The sequence below is a fragment of the Klebsiella sp. CB_Kp196 genome, assembly GCF_040061575.1.
In the GTDB taxonomy this organism is placed as follows: Bacteria; Pseudomonadota; Gammaproteobacteria; order Enterobacterales; family Enterobacteriaceae; genus Klebsiella; species Klebsiella michiganensis.
This window is the reverse complement of the sequence record NZ_JBEAFH010000041.1, coordinates 12,840-27,898: the sequence shown is the minus strand read 5'-3', so window position 1 is coordinate 27,898 and position 15,059 is coordinate 12,840. Positions and strand designations below refer to the sequence as shown.

The window sequence follows — 15,059 nt, the reverse complement described above, 5'->3', positions numbered from 1 at the left end:
GGCGCGCATCATGCTGTCGCGACGCCGCGGAGTAAACACGACTATGACAACAATCAATCACACACCTGCCGGCGAACAAGGTGGAAAAAAGCGGCTGATACATCGTTTCTCTTGGGTTTCGCTGCTGGTTTGCTGGCTAATCTGGGTGCTTAACGCCTACGATCGCGAGATGATCCTGCGCCTTGGCCCGGTCATCTCTAAAGAGTTTTCGCTCTCGCCGGAACAGTGGGGCAACGTCGTCGCCCTGATTATGGTTGCCCTCGCGGTGCTGGATATCCCCGGCTCCATCTGGAGCGATCGCTACGGTTCAGGCTGGAAGCGAGCGCGCTTTCAGGTACCGCTGGTGCTGGGCTATACCGCCCTCTCTTTTCTTTCCGGAATTAAAGCGATCAGCCACGGGCTGACGGCCTTTGTGCTGCTGCGCGTTGGCGTCAACCTCGGGGCCGGCTGGGGCGAGCCCGTCGGCGTCAGCAACACCGCAGAGTGGTGGCCGAAAGAGAAACGCGGCTTCGCGCTGGGGGTGCATCATACCGGCTATCCGATTGGCGCGCTGCTGAGCGGCGTGGTGGCAAGTCTGGTGCTTTCCGCATTTGGCGAAGGCAGCTGGCGCTACTGCTTCCTGCTGGCGCTGATCGTCGCCATCCCGCTGATGATTTTCTGGGCGAAATATTCCACCGCCGATCGCATCAACACGCTTTATCTGCATATCGATAGCCAGGGGATGACGCGCCCGGCGACCCAGGAAAGCAGCCATGTTGCCAAAGGCGAAGGGATGAGGACCTTTTTACGCACCCTGCGCAACCGCAATATTTCGCTAACGGCGGGCAATACCCTGCTGACGCAAATTGTCTATATGGGCATTAACGTTGTGCTGCCGCCGTATCTTTATCACGTCTCCGGCCTGTCGCTGGCGGCATCCGCCGGGCTAAGTATTATCTTCACGCTTACCGGTACCCTGGGCCAGATAATTTGGCCCTGGCTCTCCGATAGCTTTGGCCGTAAACGTACTCTGATCGTCTGCGGTCTGTGGATGAGTATCGGCATTGCGCTGTTCTATTTCGCCACCAATATGCCGCGCCTTATCGCCATTCAGCTATTTTTTGGCCTGGTGGCCAACGCCGTGTGGCCTATCTACTACGCCATGGCTTCGGACTCCGCCGAAGAATGCGCCACCTCTACCGCCAACGGCATTATCACCACGGCGATGTTTATCGGCGGCGGCATTTCGCCATTGCTTATGGGCTGGCTCATCCAGTTCGGTGGGGGATGGGAAAATCCGGCGGGTTATATCTACGCCTTCTTTACCATGGCGGGATGCGCGCTGCTGGGGATGTTATTGCAGCTTATGACCACCGATAAAACGCCGCGCAAAGCGCATTAACGCAGGAGAACGCATGAAGATTGTTATCGCGCTGGATTCGTTTAAGGGTAGCTGTAGCGCGCAGGCCGCTTGCGCAGCGGTAGCACAGGGGTTGCGCCGGGTTGACGAGGAGCTGGAGCTGGTCGAAATGCCCGTGTCGGACGGCGGAGAGGGGCTGCTCTCGGCTCTTGCGGAAAGTCCGCAGCTGAAGGGCGCAAGGTGGCAGCAGCAGCGTTGCGCCTCGCCTTACGGTCTCTCCGTACAGGCCGCGTTTCTGATCCTGCCCGGCGAACGGGCCATTATCGAGATGGCGCAAAGCTGTGGGCTGGAGCTCACGCCGAAAGCGCAGCGGGATGTGCGCCTGGCCAGCAGCTTTGGGCTGGGTGAGCAGGTAAAAGCGGCGCTGGATGCCGGGTGTCGGCGTTTGATTATCGGGCTGGGCGGCAGCGCGACCAACGATGGCGGCATCGGTTTTGCCCAGGCGCTTGGCGCCCGCTTCTGGCGCGAGGACGGCACGCTGCTGCCGGTTCCCGCAGCGGGCAAGGACCTAGCGCATATTCAGCGCATCGATTTAAGCGCCATGGACCCGCGCTTACGACAGGCCGAAATACAGGCCTCCTGCGACGTCACAAATCCTCTACTCGGGGAAGATGGCGCCACCCGGGTGTATGGCGCGCAGAAAGGCGCGGACGAGGCGGCGCTCAGGGAGCTGGAGGCGGGTATGGCGCACTACAGTCGGCAGCTTAAGCAAACGCTCGGCTACGACGTCAGCGAACGGCCCGGCGCCGGGGCTGCGGGCGGTATGGGGGCCGCGCTAATCGCCTATGCGGGCGCCACGCTGCGCCCGGGCATTGACCTGGTGCTCGAACTGCTTAACGCCGACCGTCATCTTAGCGATGCCGCGCTGACCATCGTCGGGGAAGGCTGGCTCGATCGTCAGAGCGCCTTTGGTAAAGCCCCGGTGGGCGTGGCGGGCAAAGCGGCGCGCCACGGTGTACCGGTTGTGGCCCTTTGCGGCGGACGCGATGAGAGCAGTCGGCAATTGTATCAACACCATATTGACGCGATGTGGTCTATCTGCCAGCGCCCTATGCCGCTGGCGGAGTCGATGAACACATGCGAACAGCTCCTCGCCGACGCAGCGGAGAATGTTCTACGAACCTTTCTGAGCGGGCGGCGCGGAGAGGCACATAAGCGGATAACTGTATGATTATTACGACGGCGCTGGCTAATGAAATTGTCGCCCGAGCAATGGCGATAATTCATCATAACGTGAACGTGATTGACCATCATGGACAGATCATTGCCTCAGGTGAACGGCATCGTATCGGCGAGCAGCATGAGATCGCCCGTGAGGTGATACGCACCGGTAAACGCATTTGTATTAACAACACCGCGGAAGCCGCGCGTTTCCAGAATGTGCATCCCGGTATTAATCATCCCATTATCTATGACGATCGCGTGGTGATGGTGGTGGGCATCAGCGGCGATCCCGCAGCGATCAGCCGCTATGCTGAACTGGCGGTACTCACCGCCGAGCTGCTGGTCCGCCAGGCCATAGAGATGCGGGAAACCAACTGGCGACAGCGTCTGCGCGATACCCTGTTTGGTCAATATCTTGATCAAGGCGCTTCGCCCGCCGGACAGGAAGCGCTGCATCGCCTGGTGGAGCTTGGCTTCGCTTTTGATGCGCCGCTGGTGCCGGTCGTGGTAACCGTCCAGGTCGAACAGCACCAGCTAAGCGAAATACTGAGTACGCTGCTGCGGGAATTCTCGCAGCTGTCCGGGGTAAGAGACGTGATTTTGCTGGGCAGCAATGAAATATTGCTCCTCAATACGCTGAGCGAATCCCAGGAAACGCTGCTGCGGGGCATCGAGTTTGTCCTCAGCAATCAGATCAGCCATTACCATATCGGTATTGGCGTGCAGGCGGACAGCGCTCCGGATATTCGCGAGGCCATCCGATTCGCCCGTTCGGTGATTGAGGTGGGGAGCAAAGTGCAGCCGCAGCGGCAGATCTACTACTTTCGCGAAATGGCGATGCTCTGCCTGTTCCGGGTGCTGGAAGACAGCTATATGGTCAATTTTTTCATCAATAACGTACGCCAGCTGCTTGAGCATGATTCCGGCGAAGTGCTGCTGGATACCCTCAGCAGCTTTATTGCCAATAACGCCGAGCCGGGCAAAACGTCGCTGCTGTTGGGGATTCATCGCAATACGCTCACCTACCGGCTACAGCAGATTAAAAAGCATATTCAGCTCGATCCGATGGTCTTCACCGACCTGACGCAGCTGGCGGTGTCGGTACACTGCTATCGTCGGCAGAACCCGCGCCAGAGCGAATGGATTGATACCTTAAGCTAACGTGCGGCGGGCGAGCAGGCCGGTACGCGCCCTCGCCACCTGGTACCGCGTATCACTCTGAGATCGCCGTTTATCAAAATAATAGCGCGCCCGGCGATTTTATCGCGGGCGGTGCCTCCTTCGCCGATGGAGGGCTTTTCGCCTCAGCCGTTCGGCGAAGCTTGCTCGCTTCAGTCGCCATTTTTGTACACAATTTAATCAAATGGCACCGTTCTTGCCTTTTATCTACGTTCCCCGACCGCAGCATTCGTCGGCTAATATCGATAAAAAGGACAGGAAAATGGCGCAAATGAATGAAAACATCGCGACCGCACCGGTCTCTCCCCTCCGCGATTTTTTCGCGAAACCCCGTATCATCGCCAGGCCCGGCTTTAACCGCTGGCTGGTGCCACCGGCCGCGCTGGCGGTTCATCTCTGCATAGGTATGGCCTATGGATTTTCCGTTTACTGGCTGCCTATGTCGCAGCTCATAGGAGGAAGCGCGTCCTTGCAATGCCCCGTCACGATGTCGTTCTGGCAGCAGCTGTTTACCCGCGATTGCGACTGGAAAATCTCCATGCTGGGCTGGACCTACACGCTGTTTTTTGTTTTTCTCGGCTGTTCGGCGGCGCTGTGGGGCAGCTGGCTTGAGAAGGTTGGACCGCGGCTGGTGAGCTTTATTGCCACCTTGTGCTGGTGCGGCGGCCTGCTGCTATCCAGCGTCGCTATCTATTTCCATCAGCTATGGCTGCTGTGGCTGGGGGCCGGGGTCATCGGCGGAATCGGTCTCGGACTGGGCTATATTTCACCGGTTTCGACGCTGTTGCGCTGGTTTCCTGACAAGCGCGGAATGGCGGCCGGGATGGCGATTATGGGTTTTGGCGGGGGAGCGCTGGTGGGCGCGCCGCTGGCAAACGGTCTGATGAATTACTTCGCCGGGCCGGCCGGCAACGGGGTATGGCAAAGCATTCTGGCGCTGGCGGCGATTTATGCGCTGTTTATGCTCGCCGGTACCTTTGGCTATCGCCTGCCGCCCATGGGCTGGCATCCTTCGGGTGAGAAGGCGCAAAAAACGATCCGCAATAATCCCACGATCCAGGTGCACGTCCGCGTTGCCTGCCGCACTCCGCAGTTCTGGCTGCTGTGGATGGTGCTGTGGCTCAACGTCACCGCGGGGATCGGCATTCTCGGTATGGCTTCGCCGATGCTGCAGGAGATCTTTGCCGGCAAACTGCTGTCGCTCGATCTCAGTTGGCATGAGCTGAACGGCGAGCAGCTGAAACGCATTGCAACCATGGCCGCAGGATTTACCGGTCTGCTCAGCCTGTTTAACATCCTGGGACGTTTTTTCTGGGCATCGGTATCCGACCTGTGCGGGCGCAAAATGACCTTTGCGATCATTTTCTGCCTGGGCGCCGTGCTGTACGGCACGTTGCCGCTGGTGAATCACGGCGGCTATATCGCGCTGTATGTCTGCGCAATGTGCATTATCATTTCGATGTACGGCGGAGGCTTTGCCAGTATTCCCGCCTATCTGGCCGACGTCTTTGGCTCACAAATGGTGGGCGCGATTCACGGGCGCCTGTTAACCGCCTGGTCGGCGGCGGGGATCAGCGGCCCGGTTCTGGTGAACTATCTGCGCGAGTATCAGCTAACGCACGGGGTTTCGCCCGAGCGCGTCTACGATATTACGCTGATGGTCCTGACCGGCCTGCTGGTGTTGGGTTTTATCTGTAATCAGCTGGTGCGTCCGCTGACGGAAGAGCATGCGATGACCGCGGAACAGCAGCAGCAGGCGAAAGGACTGTATACCATCAACAAGGATGCCCAGCTCACGTGGGAGCCCCGCCCGTCCACGCTGCTGTTAACCATAAGCTGGTTAGCGGTGAGCGTGCCGCTGTTATGGGGCGTCGGTACCACCCTCCAGCAGGCCGTGAAATTCTTTATGTAGGTTTTTGCCGCCGATGCCGGACGGCATCGGCTTGAGATAGCAATGGCGCGCTAAAGATACCGCCCGGTCTTCATCGCAGGTTTAATCTGGTACAGCGAGACGAATAATTACGAGGTGGATTTTTGGTGTCCCGTAAAAACGATGTGACGTAGAGCAACGCTTCCCAAACCCGTGGTAGAGGACTTATTTCCTGGATTAATAAATACATGGAGTTGCGCATTTTCGATCAAGTCATCTGCGCCTGTAGTACAAACAACGATGAATTGGCTGCGAAATGCTCGTTTGAATATGATTCGATTTTGTCGAGTTTAAGGCCAAAGCAGTCCAGAAGTGACTGCAGTTTCTCAATTTGACCAAACACCCGGATAGGAAGTGGGGCTATTTGCTTCCCATTAGAATCAAATCCGGCCTCAACAGCTGTTCTTTCCAGGCAAAACGAATTGATATTGTGAAATCTACTGATACCCGCCGCCATCTTTTTCTCATCGACAAGAAAGTATTGCCAACCGCCAGCTTTTGCCATTTTGATAGCATAGGTCAATCGAAGTAGATCCGGCATATTGTGAAGATCGCCGCTGCTCATGAGCCATAAATAATGCAGTTTCTGATACAAACGCGCCCGAACGCCAAGTCGGCGTCCCTGAGCAAGCAACCAGTCTATATCCGCAGTTAAATGTCTGGAGAATCTTTTCTGTTTTCGGGCAGTGGCCAGCCAGCGTGTCAGAAAAAGGTTTTCCTCGGCCTCGGTAACAACGAGCCGATCGTGCCGCTGAAGGCCGAGAGCCACCAAAGCACACCAGGCTAAATGCCCAATATTGTCGTAAGAAGAATCTTTGTTCATGCGCAAAAGAACCAACGACATTAATGCTAAAAAGGAAACGTCCCTTCAAGGGACGTTTTCTGCCGATTACTCAAGGTCAGCGTGTCTCTTAAACATCGTTTCGCTGGTTTCGCCGAGCTGGGCCATCAGCTCAAGCACGATTGCGTCATAGGCGATAAAGCAGAGCTGCTCAAAAGCCGATCCCATAGGCTGTGAAAAAGCACCGTCTTCACGCTCGTTGTCTCCTTTCACGGTTCCAGGCAACACAAGAGTGCTTTTGGCCAGTTTGCCGATTGTGGACTCCGCTTTCATTGTGACAAGCGCCACATCCACGCCACAGGCTACGGCCTTCTGCGCCAGGCTCACCAGACTGCCGGTCTCACCGCTGCCGGAACCAATAATGACCAGATCGCCCGGCTTCGTATGAGGAGAAGAAATTTCGCCAATAACGCTTACTGAAAAACCGAGGTGGAGCAGACGGTTTGCAAAGCCGCGGATGGCGATGCCGCTACGGCCCGCGCCCTGCAGAAAGATATGTTTGGCATTCTTGATCTGTGCGACGAATTGCGCAGCCTGGGCATCATCAATCTTCATCGCATTTTGCTGCAATTCGCTCAGGATATTTAAAGTGTTTTGTTGAACGCTCATGTGATTCTCTCCCTTTTAAGCGATGGTACGACCACCATCCATCAGAATGGTTTGCCCCTGGATGTACGAGTTGTCTTTATCAGCCAAAAAGATTGCCAGGTTTGCCACATCGTCAATGGTGCCAAGACGGCGCACCGGAATTTTTTCCAGAACAGCATCAAGATCGGCCTGAGTTGGGTAATTGACACGCATCATTTCACCGGTATCAATCAGACGTGGAGCGATAGCATTAACGTTGACCCCCTTCGGCCCTAATTCTTTTGCCAGGCCGCGAATCAATCCCTCACCGCCAGCTTTACTGGCCGGGTAACTCACGCCGCCGCCGGTGCCGGAAAGCGCCGAGCCGGACGAGATATAAACGATAGATCCATGATTAGTGGTGAAGTCGTCATAGAATGCTTTGACGGTGTTAAACAGGCCAGTAAGGTTAATCGCTATCGTTTTATTCCACTCTTCAAAAGTGATGTTATTGACCTTATTAGCAAACGCCACACCTGCATTTAATACCAAAATATCAATGCGTCCGAAGGTTTGAAAAACCTGCTCGCGAACGTTTTCCAAAGCTTTCGGATCGGATACATCGGTTTTAACGAATAAGGATTTAACATTACCGAAAGTTAACTCTTCAGCGGTCTTTTTGCCATTTTCCTCATTGTAATCGACAATGACCGTATGAGCCCCACGGTCAGCGAATTGCTTAGCAATACCTTTACCGATGCCATGTGCCCCACCGGTTACTAGCGCGACTTTACCTTCAAAATTACTCATTTCACTATACTCCTCAAAATCTTATGACAAAGGGGAGGACAACTCCCCTTTCAGGTAATTGGTAATTTAATTAATGCTAATAATAGCTTGTAGGGTTACTGGGTTTATTTGGTAGTAAACTGTTATTGGATCGCTGCCCTTAATGCCTGATAGCTTTCTTTCGGAGAACCGTTAAATAGCGCACCACCAACGACAATTAAATCAGCACCCGCATCCTTTACCTTTTTCGCGATTTCAACGTTGACGCCGCCATCGACCTCGATCTGAATATTACGACCGGCAACCATTTTTTTAGTATTCCTGATTTTCTCCAGACTTTTTTCAATAAAAGTCTGGCCGGGCTGACCTGGATTAATGGTCATAATTAAAATGTAATCAATATCATCCAGAAGATACTCAATTACGTTTTCTGGCGTCCCCGGATTAAGCACTACGCCAGCTTTGCGCCCCGCTTTCTTGATCTTCTGGATAATATAATGAACGTGCGGCGTTGATTCATAATGAACCGAGATCATTTCCGCGCCGGTATTAATAACTTCATCAACATGTCTTTCCGGATTTGCCAGCATCATATGTACATCAAATGTCATTGAACTGGCTTTTTTCATCGCTGCAATTTGGTTCGGACCGAAAGCTATATTGCTTACATAAGTGCCATCCATTAAATCAACATGCAGAATTTCTGTTTTTTCTGTTTCCAGAAACTGAATTTCTTCCTGCAAACGTAATATGTTTGCACCAAATACTGATGGTAAAATTTGTGCCATTTTAGTCAACTCCGTAAATTAATGAGTAACTGTGCTCAACCAGTAGGTCAGAATCTCCCATGGGCCGGTTAATACGAAGTCCGTACCCTGGCCATTCAGGCCGACGCCAGCACCGTTCAGGAACTGAGTTGCACCGGGCGCGACATATCCCCCCAGATACATAACCACCACACAGAACAGTAAGGTTGAGATAATCGAGCGAATAACGTTGCCGTTACTGACCATGACCGTCATGGTCGTCATGTAGATAATTGACATCAGCACGCCGATTGGGAATATCTGAATACCCGGTAAAACCAGCGCACAAAGCATTGTCAGAGGGATGGTAATAACGGTGACAGTCACCGTTGCCGGATCGCCAAGCGCCAGGGCGCAGTCCATCCCGATATTCAGTTCCGCATCTTTACCCATCTGCTTTTGCATGATTTCTTTAGCACTTTTACCTATCGGGTTGAGCCCTTCCATAAGGACCCCAACTACTTTTGGCAACAGCACCATGACGCCAGCCACGCCCATCGCCATTGGCACGATGGTTGTAATGGGTTGTTTGGTTAACAATCCCAGGAGACAACCGACAATCACACCGATGATCGCGGGTTCACCGAATACACCCAGTCGTTTCTGAACGCTCTCTAAATCCACATCCAGCTTGTTTAAACCCGGAATGAAATCGATAATTTTGTTAACAACCCATGCAAATGGAAGTGTCCATCCGATGTGGATCATTGTGGTACAGGTCGTCCCCTCCAGGCCGTAGTATTTCTGCCATCTTGGCGCAATAAGATCGCCAATAAACAGTGCGGCTACGCTCAGAGCCACGGCGACACCCAACCCAAGGAAAAAGCTGTCAAAGACGAAATACGCAAGAGCCCCCGGAACCAGGAAATGCATGTAGTTCCAGATGTCCACATTAAGAGTTTTGGTAAGCTTCAGACGAACCAGGATCAGGTTCAGGATAATGCCAATAGGAATAACCATTGCAGCAAACGGGGCAACCCACGCAGCTGCGCCAACGGCAGGCCATCCAATATCAGCCACGGTGAACCCGCTGCCAATTTTTGAATAATACGTAATTGCTGGCTGCAGGGCTGTATTTAGCAGCCCAACAACCAGCCCCAGACCGATGAAACCGATACCGACAGTGATGCCAGATTTAATGGCGGCACCCACTTTCATTCGAAAAACCAGACCTAAAAGGAAAATAACAAGCGGCAATATTGCTGTAGCGCCCATGCTTGTAATAGTAAACATAATGCTTTTTAACATTTCCATTTAACCATCCCCCGTCTTTTTTAGACTTTAGCCTTTGGAAATTTCGCTTAACAGTTCACCTAATTTTTTACGCAGCGCGGCTTCGTTAATACCGGTAATAAAACCTGCGACGCTCATGTGCGGCTTACCAATATCACCTTTATAATTATTCGTTGTCAGCACCACATCAGCGCTTTGCATTTCGGAGGACAGTTCGGACATGCTGCATTTATTAATCTTAACGTTGGCAATGCCGTATTCAGCACAAACCGATTTAACTTCATCAGCGGCAAGTGTGGAGGTTGCTACACCGCTTCCGCAGGCTACGAGGATAGTAATCATGGTAAAATCTCCGGGTAATTGTTATTTAATTATCGTGTTAATAAACAATGCCTTTGCTTCTTCAGCAGGAAGCTCCAGCATCTGGTGGTAAAAATCAGCTAGCTGAAGGTGGTTAAACAACGCCTTCAACAACTGCAATTGATCTGCAGGTTGAGTTACAACCAGGTTGACAACCAGGCGAACCCACAATTTTTCATCGCCATCAGCCTGATTAACTTCTATTTCCTGTGGCAAACGAATGATATAAATCGCCGGGCTGACGGCGTGCTGACTATCGCAATGAGGGATGGCGACAGCATAGCCGTCCAGTAAAATTCCAGTTGGGTAGTCGGCTTCACGTTCACGCAGCGCCTGGAGGTAAGTCTCTCTTACAATCCCATCGGCCAGATGTTTCTGGTGAATATGCTCCAGCACTTCATCATAATTTTTGTACGCCGCCCCATCCGCGACATTGATAGAAATTGCACCCACTTTTTTCTCCTCACCTAACCATTTGCTCATGTGAGCATAAGCTTAATCACATGAGCAGTTATAGCACATCAGTGAATTGCTGAAATGGGGAGCTTGCAAAAGTTATATCTCGATCACACAAAATAACATAAGCGCATTATAAAAATTACTCATATGAGCAAATATCACCTACCACCAATAAGCGAAATATGCTTAATATAATGATTTTTATAGCATTTTAATAATGTGATTGATTCTGAGAAGTTTTTCAATGGCGCTGCTTTAAATGCTCTTATGAGCAATGTATTCAGGTTGCAGTTGTATTTGCAGGACAACGGCACATGAGATGTACCGTTATTGAAATGATTGAATTTAGAATCAACAGGTTACCACTGTCGTATGCTTCGCAACTTCGGCAACACCGTCTTTATCAGCAATATCATTAGTGATCAGCGCGGTAATCTCAGACCAGTCGCAGATCTTAAATAAGCTGCTTCGCTGGAACTTAGTGTAATCGCCCAGGATATATTTCTTCTCGGAATGGGCAATGATCGTTCGATCCAGAAAGGCATCCGAGGAGGACGGAGTGGAGGGGCCCGTCATATTGTTGAAGCCATCGGTGCCGATAAAGCAGAGATCAACGTTAATATCATTAATCATTGACACAGCCCACCCACCAAAGACAGAAGAGCTTTTCCTCCTCAGTTCTCCGCCGAACAAAAAGACCTGGTTATCTGACTCGATCAGCACACTGGCCACCGGCAAAGAATCGGTAAAAATTTTAAAGCCAGATTTCATGCACAACAGATTGGCCAGTTCATAGTTAGAACTCCCTGTACCAATGATCATTGAGCTATTGGGGGGGATAAAGTCCAGCGCTTTTCTGGCGATAGCTTGTTTGAAAGTACTGTTTTCTTTTTCCCTGACCTGGAAAGGATGTTCGACAGCCCCCTGCTTTAAGGTCGCCCCTCCGTGGCTTTTAACCAGCAGCCCTTTTTTTTCAAGGTAGGTGAGATCTTTGCGGATGGTTTCATAAGTGACCTCATACTTTTTGGCAAGATCGCTAACGTACACGGTACCCGCCGAAATGATCTCTTCCAGGATCAATTTTCTCCTTTCTTCAACCAGGTACATCCTTCCCCCCTATAACCTTTCAACTCAATGCAATGAAGCGAATCATAGCACAGAAGATACAAACTAAAACAAACCCAAGGAGAAGACGAGTCGCCATCGGCCTGTGGACGTTTATTCGTGCAAACAACGGAAAAAAACAAAACCATTTAAAATCAAACAAATAATTAAACAAAATCAAGTTCCATTCCTACTAACTGTAAATACCCCTTCCCTGAATAGTACTGCTTAATTGGCATAAATTAGTATTTATTTGTTTTTATTGGTTTTTAATTCAAGTAAAATCAATAAGTTATAAAATTTGTGATTTAGATCTCAGTTGACAACCAATATTTACCAACCGCATACTTGGCTTAAGTTCTTTATGACAGGTTAGTTGAGATGAAAACGAAAATTGCAATCGCATGTGACGATGTAGGGTTTGATCGTAAGGAGGAAATTAAAAAGTACCTCGAAGAAGAGAAAAATGCAGAGGTCGTGTACGATCCCGTTAAACGAAAAGAAGACGGTTTCAACAACTTCGCTCGTCTTGCGGATGAAATGGCAGGTGTTATTCAGCGGGACGAATGCCGCCTCGGTATCTACATTTGCGGAACCGGAATTGGCTTTACTTGCCAGATAAATAAGCACTGGGGGATTCGTGCTGTCGCCGTCACCAACCCCTACTCGGCCAAGCGAGCAAGACTAAGTAACAATGCGCAGGTGATTGGACTTGGCTGCAGAGTTAATGATCTTGAATACACAAAAATGATCGTTGATGCCTGGTATGACAACGCGTTCGACTTTGCCACTGCAAGGGAAAATTCCAAAAAGAATCTACTGGAAGCAGAACGCAGTGACAACGCATTGCTGACGAAACCTGAAGATGTTCAATGGAATATGGGTTTCAGACCAGATGATGAGAAATCTGAGGGCTAATAAATGGAACTGATCACACAGTTTATCAATGACCTGGGTAACTTTATTTTTATACCGGTCATCTTCCTTATACTGATGAAACTCTTGGGGCGTCCCCTGTCGGAGTGTATTTCATCAGCCATTAAAGTCGGCATTGGTTTTATTGCATTAACCATGACCATCAAGCTGATGCTTGAAAAAATGCAGCCAGCGGTGACGGGACTTGCTGAGGCCACCGGCTCCTCGCTGAGCGCCATTGATGTTGGCGGCGCAGCCACAGCCGTAATGGGTTTTGGCTCAAGTATGGGGGCAATTATTATCCCTCTGTGCGTCGCGGTGAATATTGCCATGCTGGTGGCCCGTCTCACGGACTGCGTAAACGTTGACGTGTTTAACCTTCATCAGAATGCCTCTATGGGGGCAATTGTTGGCGCTTACTCTGGCAGTTTCCTCTACGGTGTTCTTACGGCTGCATTGTTCCATGTCTGGGCGCTTATCGCAGCTGACCTGGGTGCTAAAAACAACGAGAAATTCTTCAATCTGCCAAAAGGCGTTGCCATCTCCCACCCGGTTGCAAACACCTATTTGCTGTTCGCTTATCCGTTTAACTGGATTTACGACCGCATCCCTGGGTTCCGTAATCTGAACGTTACGGCGGAAAGCATTCAGAAACGCTTTGGTATCCTTGGCGATCCGACCATGGTTGGTTTCATTATTGGTATTCTTCTTGGCTTCTGTGGATATGGTTGGGAATCGCCGTATCACACCATTATCGCCAGCCTGCAGTTGGGTATGTACCTTGCCGCTGTGATGCTCCTGCTGCCACGCATGACCTCAATCATGATGGAAGGTCTGGTTCCGCTATCCAACGTGGCACGTAAGAAACTGGTTAAACGTTTCCCGGACCGTGAGATCACTGTCGGGATGGATACCGCGTTGATTGTTGGTCATCCTTCAGTTATCGCGCCTGCACTGCTGCTGATCCCGGTCATTGTTATCCTCGCTGTTGTCCTTCCCGGCAACCGAGTGATGCCGCTGGGGGACCTCTCGCAGTTCGTATTCTTTATTGCGTGCATGGTGCCGGTTTTTAATGGCAACATTATTCGTACCTGGGTGACTTCTATCATCCTGTTTGGCGGCGGCTTATACATCGCATCCTGGATGGCTCCAGCAACAAATGAAGTGTTTCAGAAATTCGGCACTAATCCTGATGCCAGCGTGATGTACTCATCGCTAAACCCTTCAGCTAACCCGTTCACCGGTCTCTTTGCTGGACTCAGCCATGTTGGCATTGCAGGTTATGCTCTCGCCGCTGTGTTGCTGTTGTCCGTAGGCTATTTACTCAAACAGAAAGCGCGCCGTCAGTTGAAAACTGAGGCAGAAAAAACGGCTTAAAACTTCATAAGGTAATTGAAAATGAAAAAGATTTTAGTTGTATGCGGAAACGGCATTGCCTCCTCTTCCATTATGGTTTCTGTCCTGCAGGACTACCTGAAAGAACAGAATATCGAAGCGCAGGTCGATAAATCCTCTTTGATGGCCTGCACCACGGACACGTTTAACAGCTATGACCTGATTGTTTCTTCAACCAAGCTGGATAACCCGGGGATCACCACTCGCGTGATTGTGGGTGCAGGCCTGTTAACGGGCCTGGGCGAAGATGAAATTTTTGATGCTGTTAAAGAAGAAATGCTTAAGTAGGTGAATAATGAAACTTGAGATTCTGGTAAATGACGTCGAGGGTACGATCGCTGACTGGCATGCAGCAATTGAGTTTGCCGGCCAGAAGCTGTTGGAAAAAGGCTATATCACTCCCGAGTATATTCAGGCCTGCCTGGAGCGTGAGAAGACTTATCCAACTGGTTTATTGATGGCGAACGGTCAGGGCATTGCCATCCCGCATGCAGACTATACGCTGGTAAAAACCAACAGCATAAGCATTGTGCGTTTTGATAAAGGTGTCGTGTTTGGTCAGATGGAAGATGCTGACCTCACAGTGGAATGCAGCATTATGTTTAATCTCGCATTCGCCACCAGCGATCAGCATATGTCTGTGCTGCGCCGCCTCTTTACGCTCTTCCAGGATATTTCGTTCATCGAGTCGTGCCGTAATCTCAAAACGCACGAAGTCGGGAAATATGTCGAAGAGATGCTTGTAGCATCCTGATAAACAAAAGGCAGATATCCCCTATCTGCCTTTTTCAATAAAAGAATGCCCATCATGAAAAAGTACTCACTATCCAGGCAGATCACAGCGCCCAACCGATGGGCTCTCTTTTCGAACAGGCTTCCCTGCTGACCTATGACATTATTGTTCTGTCATTAATGGCC

The 15,059-nt window shown here is 50.9% G+C and carries 16 protein-coding genes; 8 read left to right on the top strand and 8 right to left on the bottom strand.

The window, feature by feature from the left end; all coding sequences use genetic code 11:
* Positions 1-10: 10 nt before the first annotated feature.
* The 4 genes from ABLU87_RS12285 (at position 11) to ABLU87_RS12270 (ending at position 5,654) form a co-directional block, all read left to right on the top strand.
* Entirely contained in the window at positions 11-1,381 is a 1,371-nt protein-coding gene (locus ABLU87_RS12285; RefSeq protein ID WP_183129340.1) for an MFS transporter, read from the top strand.
* A gap of 13 nt (positions 1,382-1,394) precedes the next feature.
* Positions 1,395-2,570, top strand: coding sequence for a glycerate kinase (locus tag ABLU87_RS12280; protein ID WP_032751158.1), 1,176 nt, complete (start codon positions 1,395-1,397; stop codon positions 2,568-2,570).
* The gene (locus tag ABLU87_RS12275) at positions 2,567-3,724 is read left to right on the top strand and encodes a sugar diacid recognition domain-containing protein (RefSeq protein ID WP_014226730.1); all 1,158 of its coding nucleotides are present in this window, start codon (positions 2,567-2,569) and stop codon (positions 3,722-3,724) included. Before ABLU87_RS12280 ends, ABLU87_RS12275 begins: the two co-directional genes overlap by 4 nt.
* A 280-nt stretch (positions 3,725-4,004) precedes the next feature.
* Positions 4,005-5,654 carry an OFA family MFS transporter gene (locus ABLU87_RS12270; RefSeq protein ID WP_122117382.1) on the top strand — a complete coding sequence of 550 codons (1,650 nt, stop codon included), beginning with the start codon at positions 4,005-4,007 and terminating at the stop codon, positions 5,652-5,654.
* Between the two features lie 226 nt (positions 5,655-5,880).
* Here ABLU87_RS12270 and ABLU87_RS12265 read toward each other — a convergent pair whose 3' ends face one another.
* The 8 genes from ABLU87_RS12265 to ABLU87_RS12230 all read right to left on the bottom strand — a co-directional run bounded on the left by ABLU87_RS12265 (position 5,881) and on the right by ABLU87_RS12230 (position 11,834).
* A complete protein-coding gene (locus ABLU87_RS12265) occupies positions 5,881-6,495 on the bottom strand; it encodes a DUF2913 family protein (RefSeq protein ID WP_183129339.1) in 615 nt (204 codons plus the stop codon).
* 66 nt (positions 6,496-6,561) lie between these two features.
* A complete protein-coding gene (hxlB, locus tag ABLU87_RS12260; protein WP_122117380.1) occupies positions 6,562-7,122 on the bottom strand; it encodes a 6-phospho-3-hexuloisomerase in 561 nt (186 codons plus the stop codon).
* Positions 7,123-7,137: 15 nt separating this feature from the next.
* Positions 7,138-7,890 (bottom strand): SDR family NAD(P)-dependent oxidoreductase, encoded by a 753-nt coding sequence (locus tag ABLU87_RS12255; RefSeq protein WP_072124470.1) that lies wholly within the window; start codon positions 7,888-7,890, stop codon positions 7,138-7,140.
* 122 nt (positions 7,891-8,012) lie between these two features.
* Complete coding sequence (gene rpe, locus ABLU87_RS12250) at positions 8,013-8,657, bottom strand: ribulose-phosphate 3-epimerase (protein ID WP_122117966.1); 645 nt, start codon at positions 8,655-8,657, stop codon at positions 8,013-8,015.
* Between the two features lie 18 nt (positions 8,658-8,675).
* On the bottom strand, positions 8,676-9,929 hold the full coding sequence (locus ABLU87_RS12245) for a PTS transporter subunit IIC (RefSeq protein ID WP_025106019.1): 1,254 nt from the start codon (positions 9,927-9,929) through the stop codon (positions 8,676-8,678).
* Positions 9,930-9,956: 27 nt separating this feature from the next.
* Positions 9,957-10,250: a PTS sugar transporter subunit IIB gene (locus ABLU87_RS12240; RefSeq protein ID WP_025106018.1), complete on the bottom strand. Its 294-nt coding sequence runs from the start codon at positions 10,248-10,250 to the stop codon at positions 9,957-9,959.
* Between the two features lie 21 nt (positions 10,251-10,271).
* Positions 10,272-10,751 (bottom strand): PTS galactitol transporter subunit IIA, encoded by a 480-nt coding sequence (gene gatA, locus ABLU87_RS12235; protein ID WP_051586028.1) that lies wholly within the window; start codon positions 10,749-10,751, stop codon positions 10,272-10,274.
* Between the two features lie 327 nt (positions 10,752-11,078).
* Positions 11,079-11,834 carry a DeoR/GlpR family DNA-binding transcription regulator gene (locus tag ABLU87_RS12230; RefSeq protein WP_025106016.1) on the bottom strand — a complete coding sequence of 252 codons (756 nt, stop codon included), beginning with the start codon at positions 11,832-11,834 and terminating at the stop codon, positions 11,079-11,081.
* 378 nt (positions 11,835-12,212) lie between these two features.
* On the opposite strand from ABLU87_RS12230, the gene ABLU87_RS12225 reads away from it, so the two are divergent.
* The 4 genes from ABLU87_RS12225 to ABLU87_RS12210 are packed head-to-tail and all read left to right on the top strand — an operon-like array spanning position 12,213 to position 14,895.
* The gene (locus ABLU87_RS12225) at positions 12,213-12,749 is read left to right on the top strand and encodes an RpiB/LacA/LacB family sugar-phosphate isomerase (RefSeq protein ID WP_025106015.1); all 537 of its coding nucleotides are present in this window, start codon (positions 12,213-12,215) and stop codon (positions 12,747-12,749) included.
* A 3-nt stretch (positions 12,750-12,752) separates the two neighbouring features.
* On the top strand, positions 12,753-14,123 hold the full coding sequence (locus tag ABLU87_RS12220) for a PTS transporter subunit IIC (RefSeq protein WP_004105509.1): 1,371 nt from the start codon (positions 12,753-12,755) through the stop codon (positions 14,121-14,123).
* A gap of 21 nt (positions 14,124-14,144) precedes the next feature.
* Positions 14,145-14,429 carry a PTS sugar transporter subunit IIB gene (locus tag ABLU87_RS12215; RefSeq protein WP_000723161.1) on the top strand — a complete coding sequence of 95 codons (285 nt, stop codon included), beginning with the start codon at positions 14,145-14,147 and terminating at the stop codon, positions 14,427-14,429.
* A gap of 7 nt (positions 14,430-14,436) precedes the next feature.
* Complete coding sequence (locus ABLU87_RS12210; RefSeq protein WP_025106014.1) at positions 14,437-14,895, top strand: PTS sugar transporter subunit IIA; 459 nt, start codon at positions 14,437-14,439, stop codon at positions 14,893-14,895.
* The last annotated feature ends 164 nt before the right edge of the window (positions 14,896-15,059 follow it).

Excerpts from the sequence above, each read along its gene's own strand:
- ABLU87_RS12285 (WP_183129340.1), top strand. The coding sequence starts at position 11 with ATGCTGTCGCGACGCCGCGGAGTAAACACGACTATGACAACAATCAAT.
- ABLU87_RS12280 (WP_032751158.1), top strand. The coding sequence starts at position 1,395 with ATGAAGATTGTTATCGCGCTGGATTCGTTTAAGGGTAGCTGTAGCGCG.
- ABLU87_RS12275 (WP_014226730.1), top strand. The coding sequence starts at position 2,567 with ATGATTATTACGACGGCGCTGGCTAATGAAATTGTCGCCCGAGCAATG.
- ABLU87_RS12270 (WP_122117382.1), top strand. The coding sequence starts at position 4,005 with ATGGCGCAAATGAATGAAAACATCGCGACCGCACCGGTCTCTCCCCTC.
- ABLU87_RS12265 (WP_183129339.1), bottom strand. The coding sequence starts at position 6,495 with ATGAACAAAGATTCTTCTTACGACAATATTGGGCATTTAGCCTGGTGT.
- hxlB (WP_122117380.1), bottom strand. The coding sequence starts at position 7,122 with ATGAGCGTTCAACAAAACACTTTAAATATCCTGAGCGAATTGCAGCAA.
- ABLU87_RS12255 (WP_072124470.1), bottom strand. The coding sequence starts at position 7,890 with ATGAGTAATTTTGAAGGTAAAGTCGCGCTAGTAACCGGTGGGGCACAT.
- rpe (WP_122117966.1), bottom strand. The coding sequence starts at position 8,657 with ATGGCACAAATTTTACCATCAGTATTTGGTGCAAACATATTACGTTTG.
- ABLU87_RS12245 (WP_025106019.1), bottom strand. The coding sequence starts at position 9,929 with ATGGAAATGTTAAAAAGCATTATGTTTACTATTACAAGCATGGGCGCT.
- ABLU87_RS12240 (WP_025106018.1), bottom strand. The coding sequence starts at position 10,250 with ATGATTACTATCCTCGTAGCCTGCGGAAGCGGTGTAGCAACCTCCACA.
- gatA (WP_051586028.1), bottom strand. The coding sequence starts at position 10,751 with ATGAGCAAATGGTTAGGTGAGGAGAAAAAAGTGGGTGCAATTTCTATC.
- ABLU87_RS12230 (WP_025106016.1), bottom strand. The coding sequence starts at position 11,834 with ATGTACCTGGTTGAAGAAAGGAGAAAATTGATCCTGGAAGAGATCATT.
- ABLU87_RS12225 (WP_025106015.1), top strand. The coding sequence starts at position 12,213 with ATGAAAACGAAAATTGCAATCGCATGTGACGATGTAGGGTTTGATCGT.
- ABLU87_RS12220 (WP_004105509.1), top strand. The coding sequence starts at position 12,753 with ATGGAACTGATCACACAGTTTATCAATGACCTGGGTAACTTTATTTTT.
- ABLU87_RS12215 (WP_000723161.1), top strand. The coding sequence starts at position 14,145 with ATGAAAAAGATTTTAGTTGTATGCGGAAACGGCATTGCCTCCTCTTCC.
- ABLU87_RS12210 (WP_025106014.1), top strand. The coding sequence starts at position 14,437 with ATGAAACTTGAGATTCTGGTAAATGACGTCGAGGGTACGATCGCTGAC.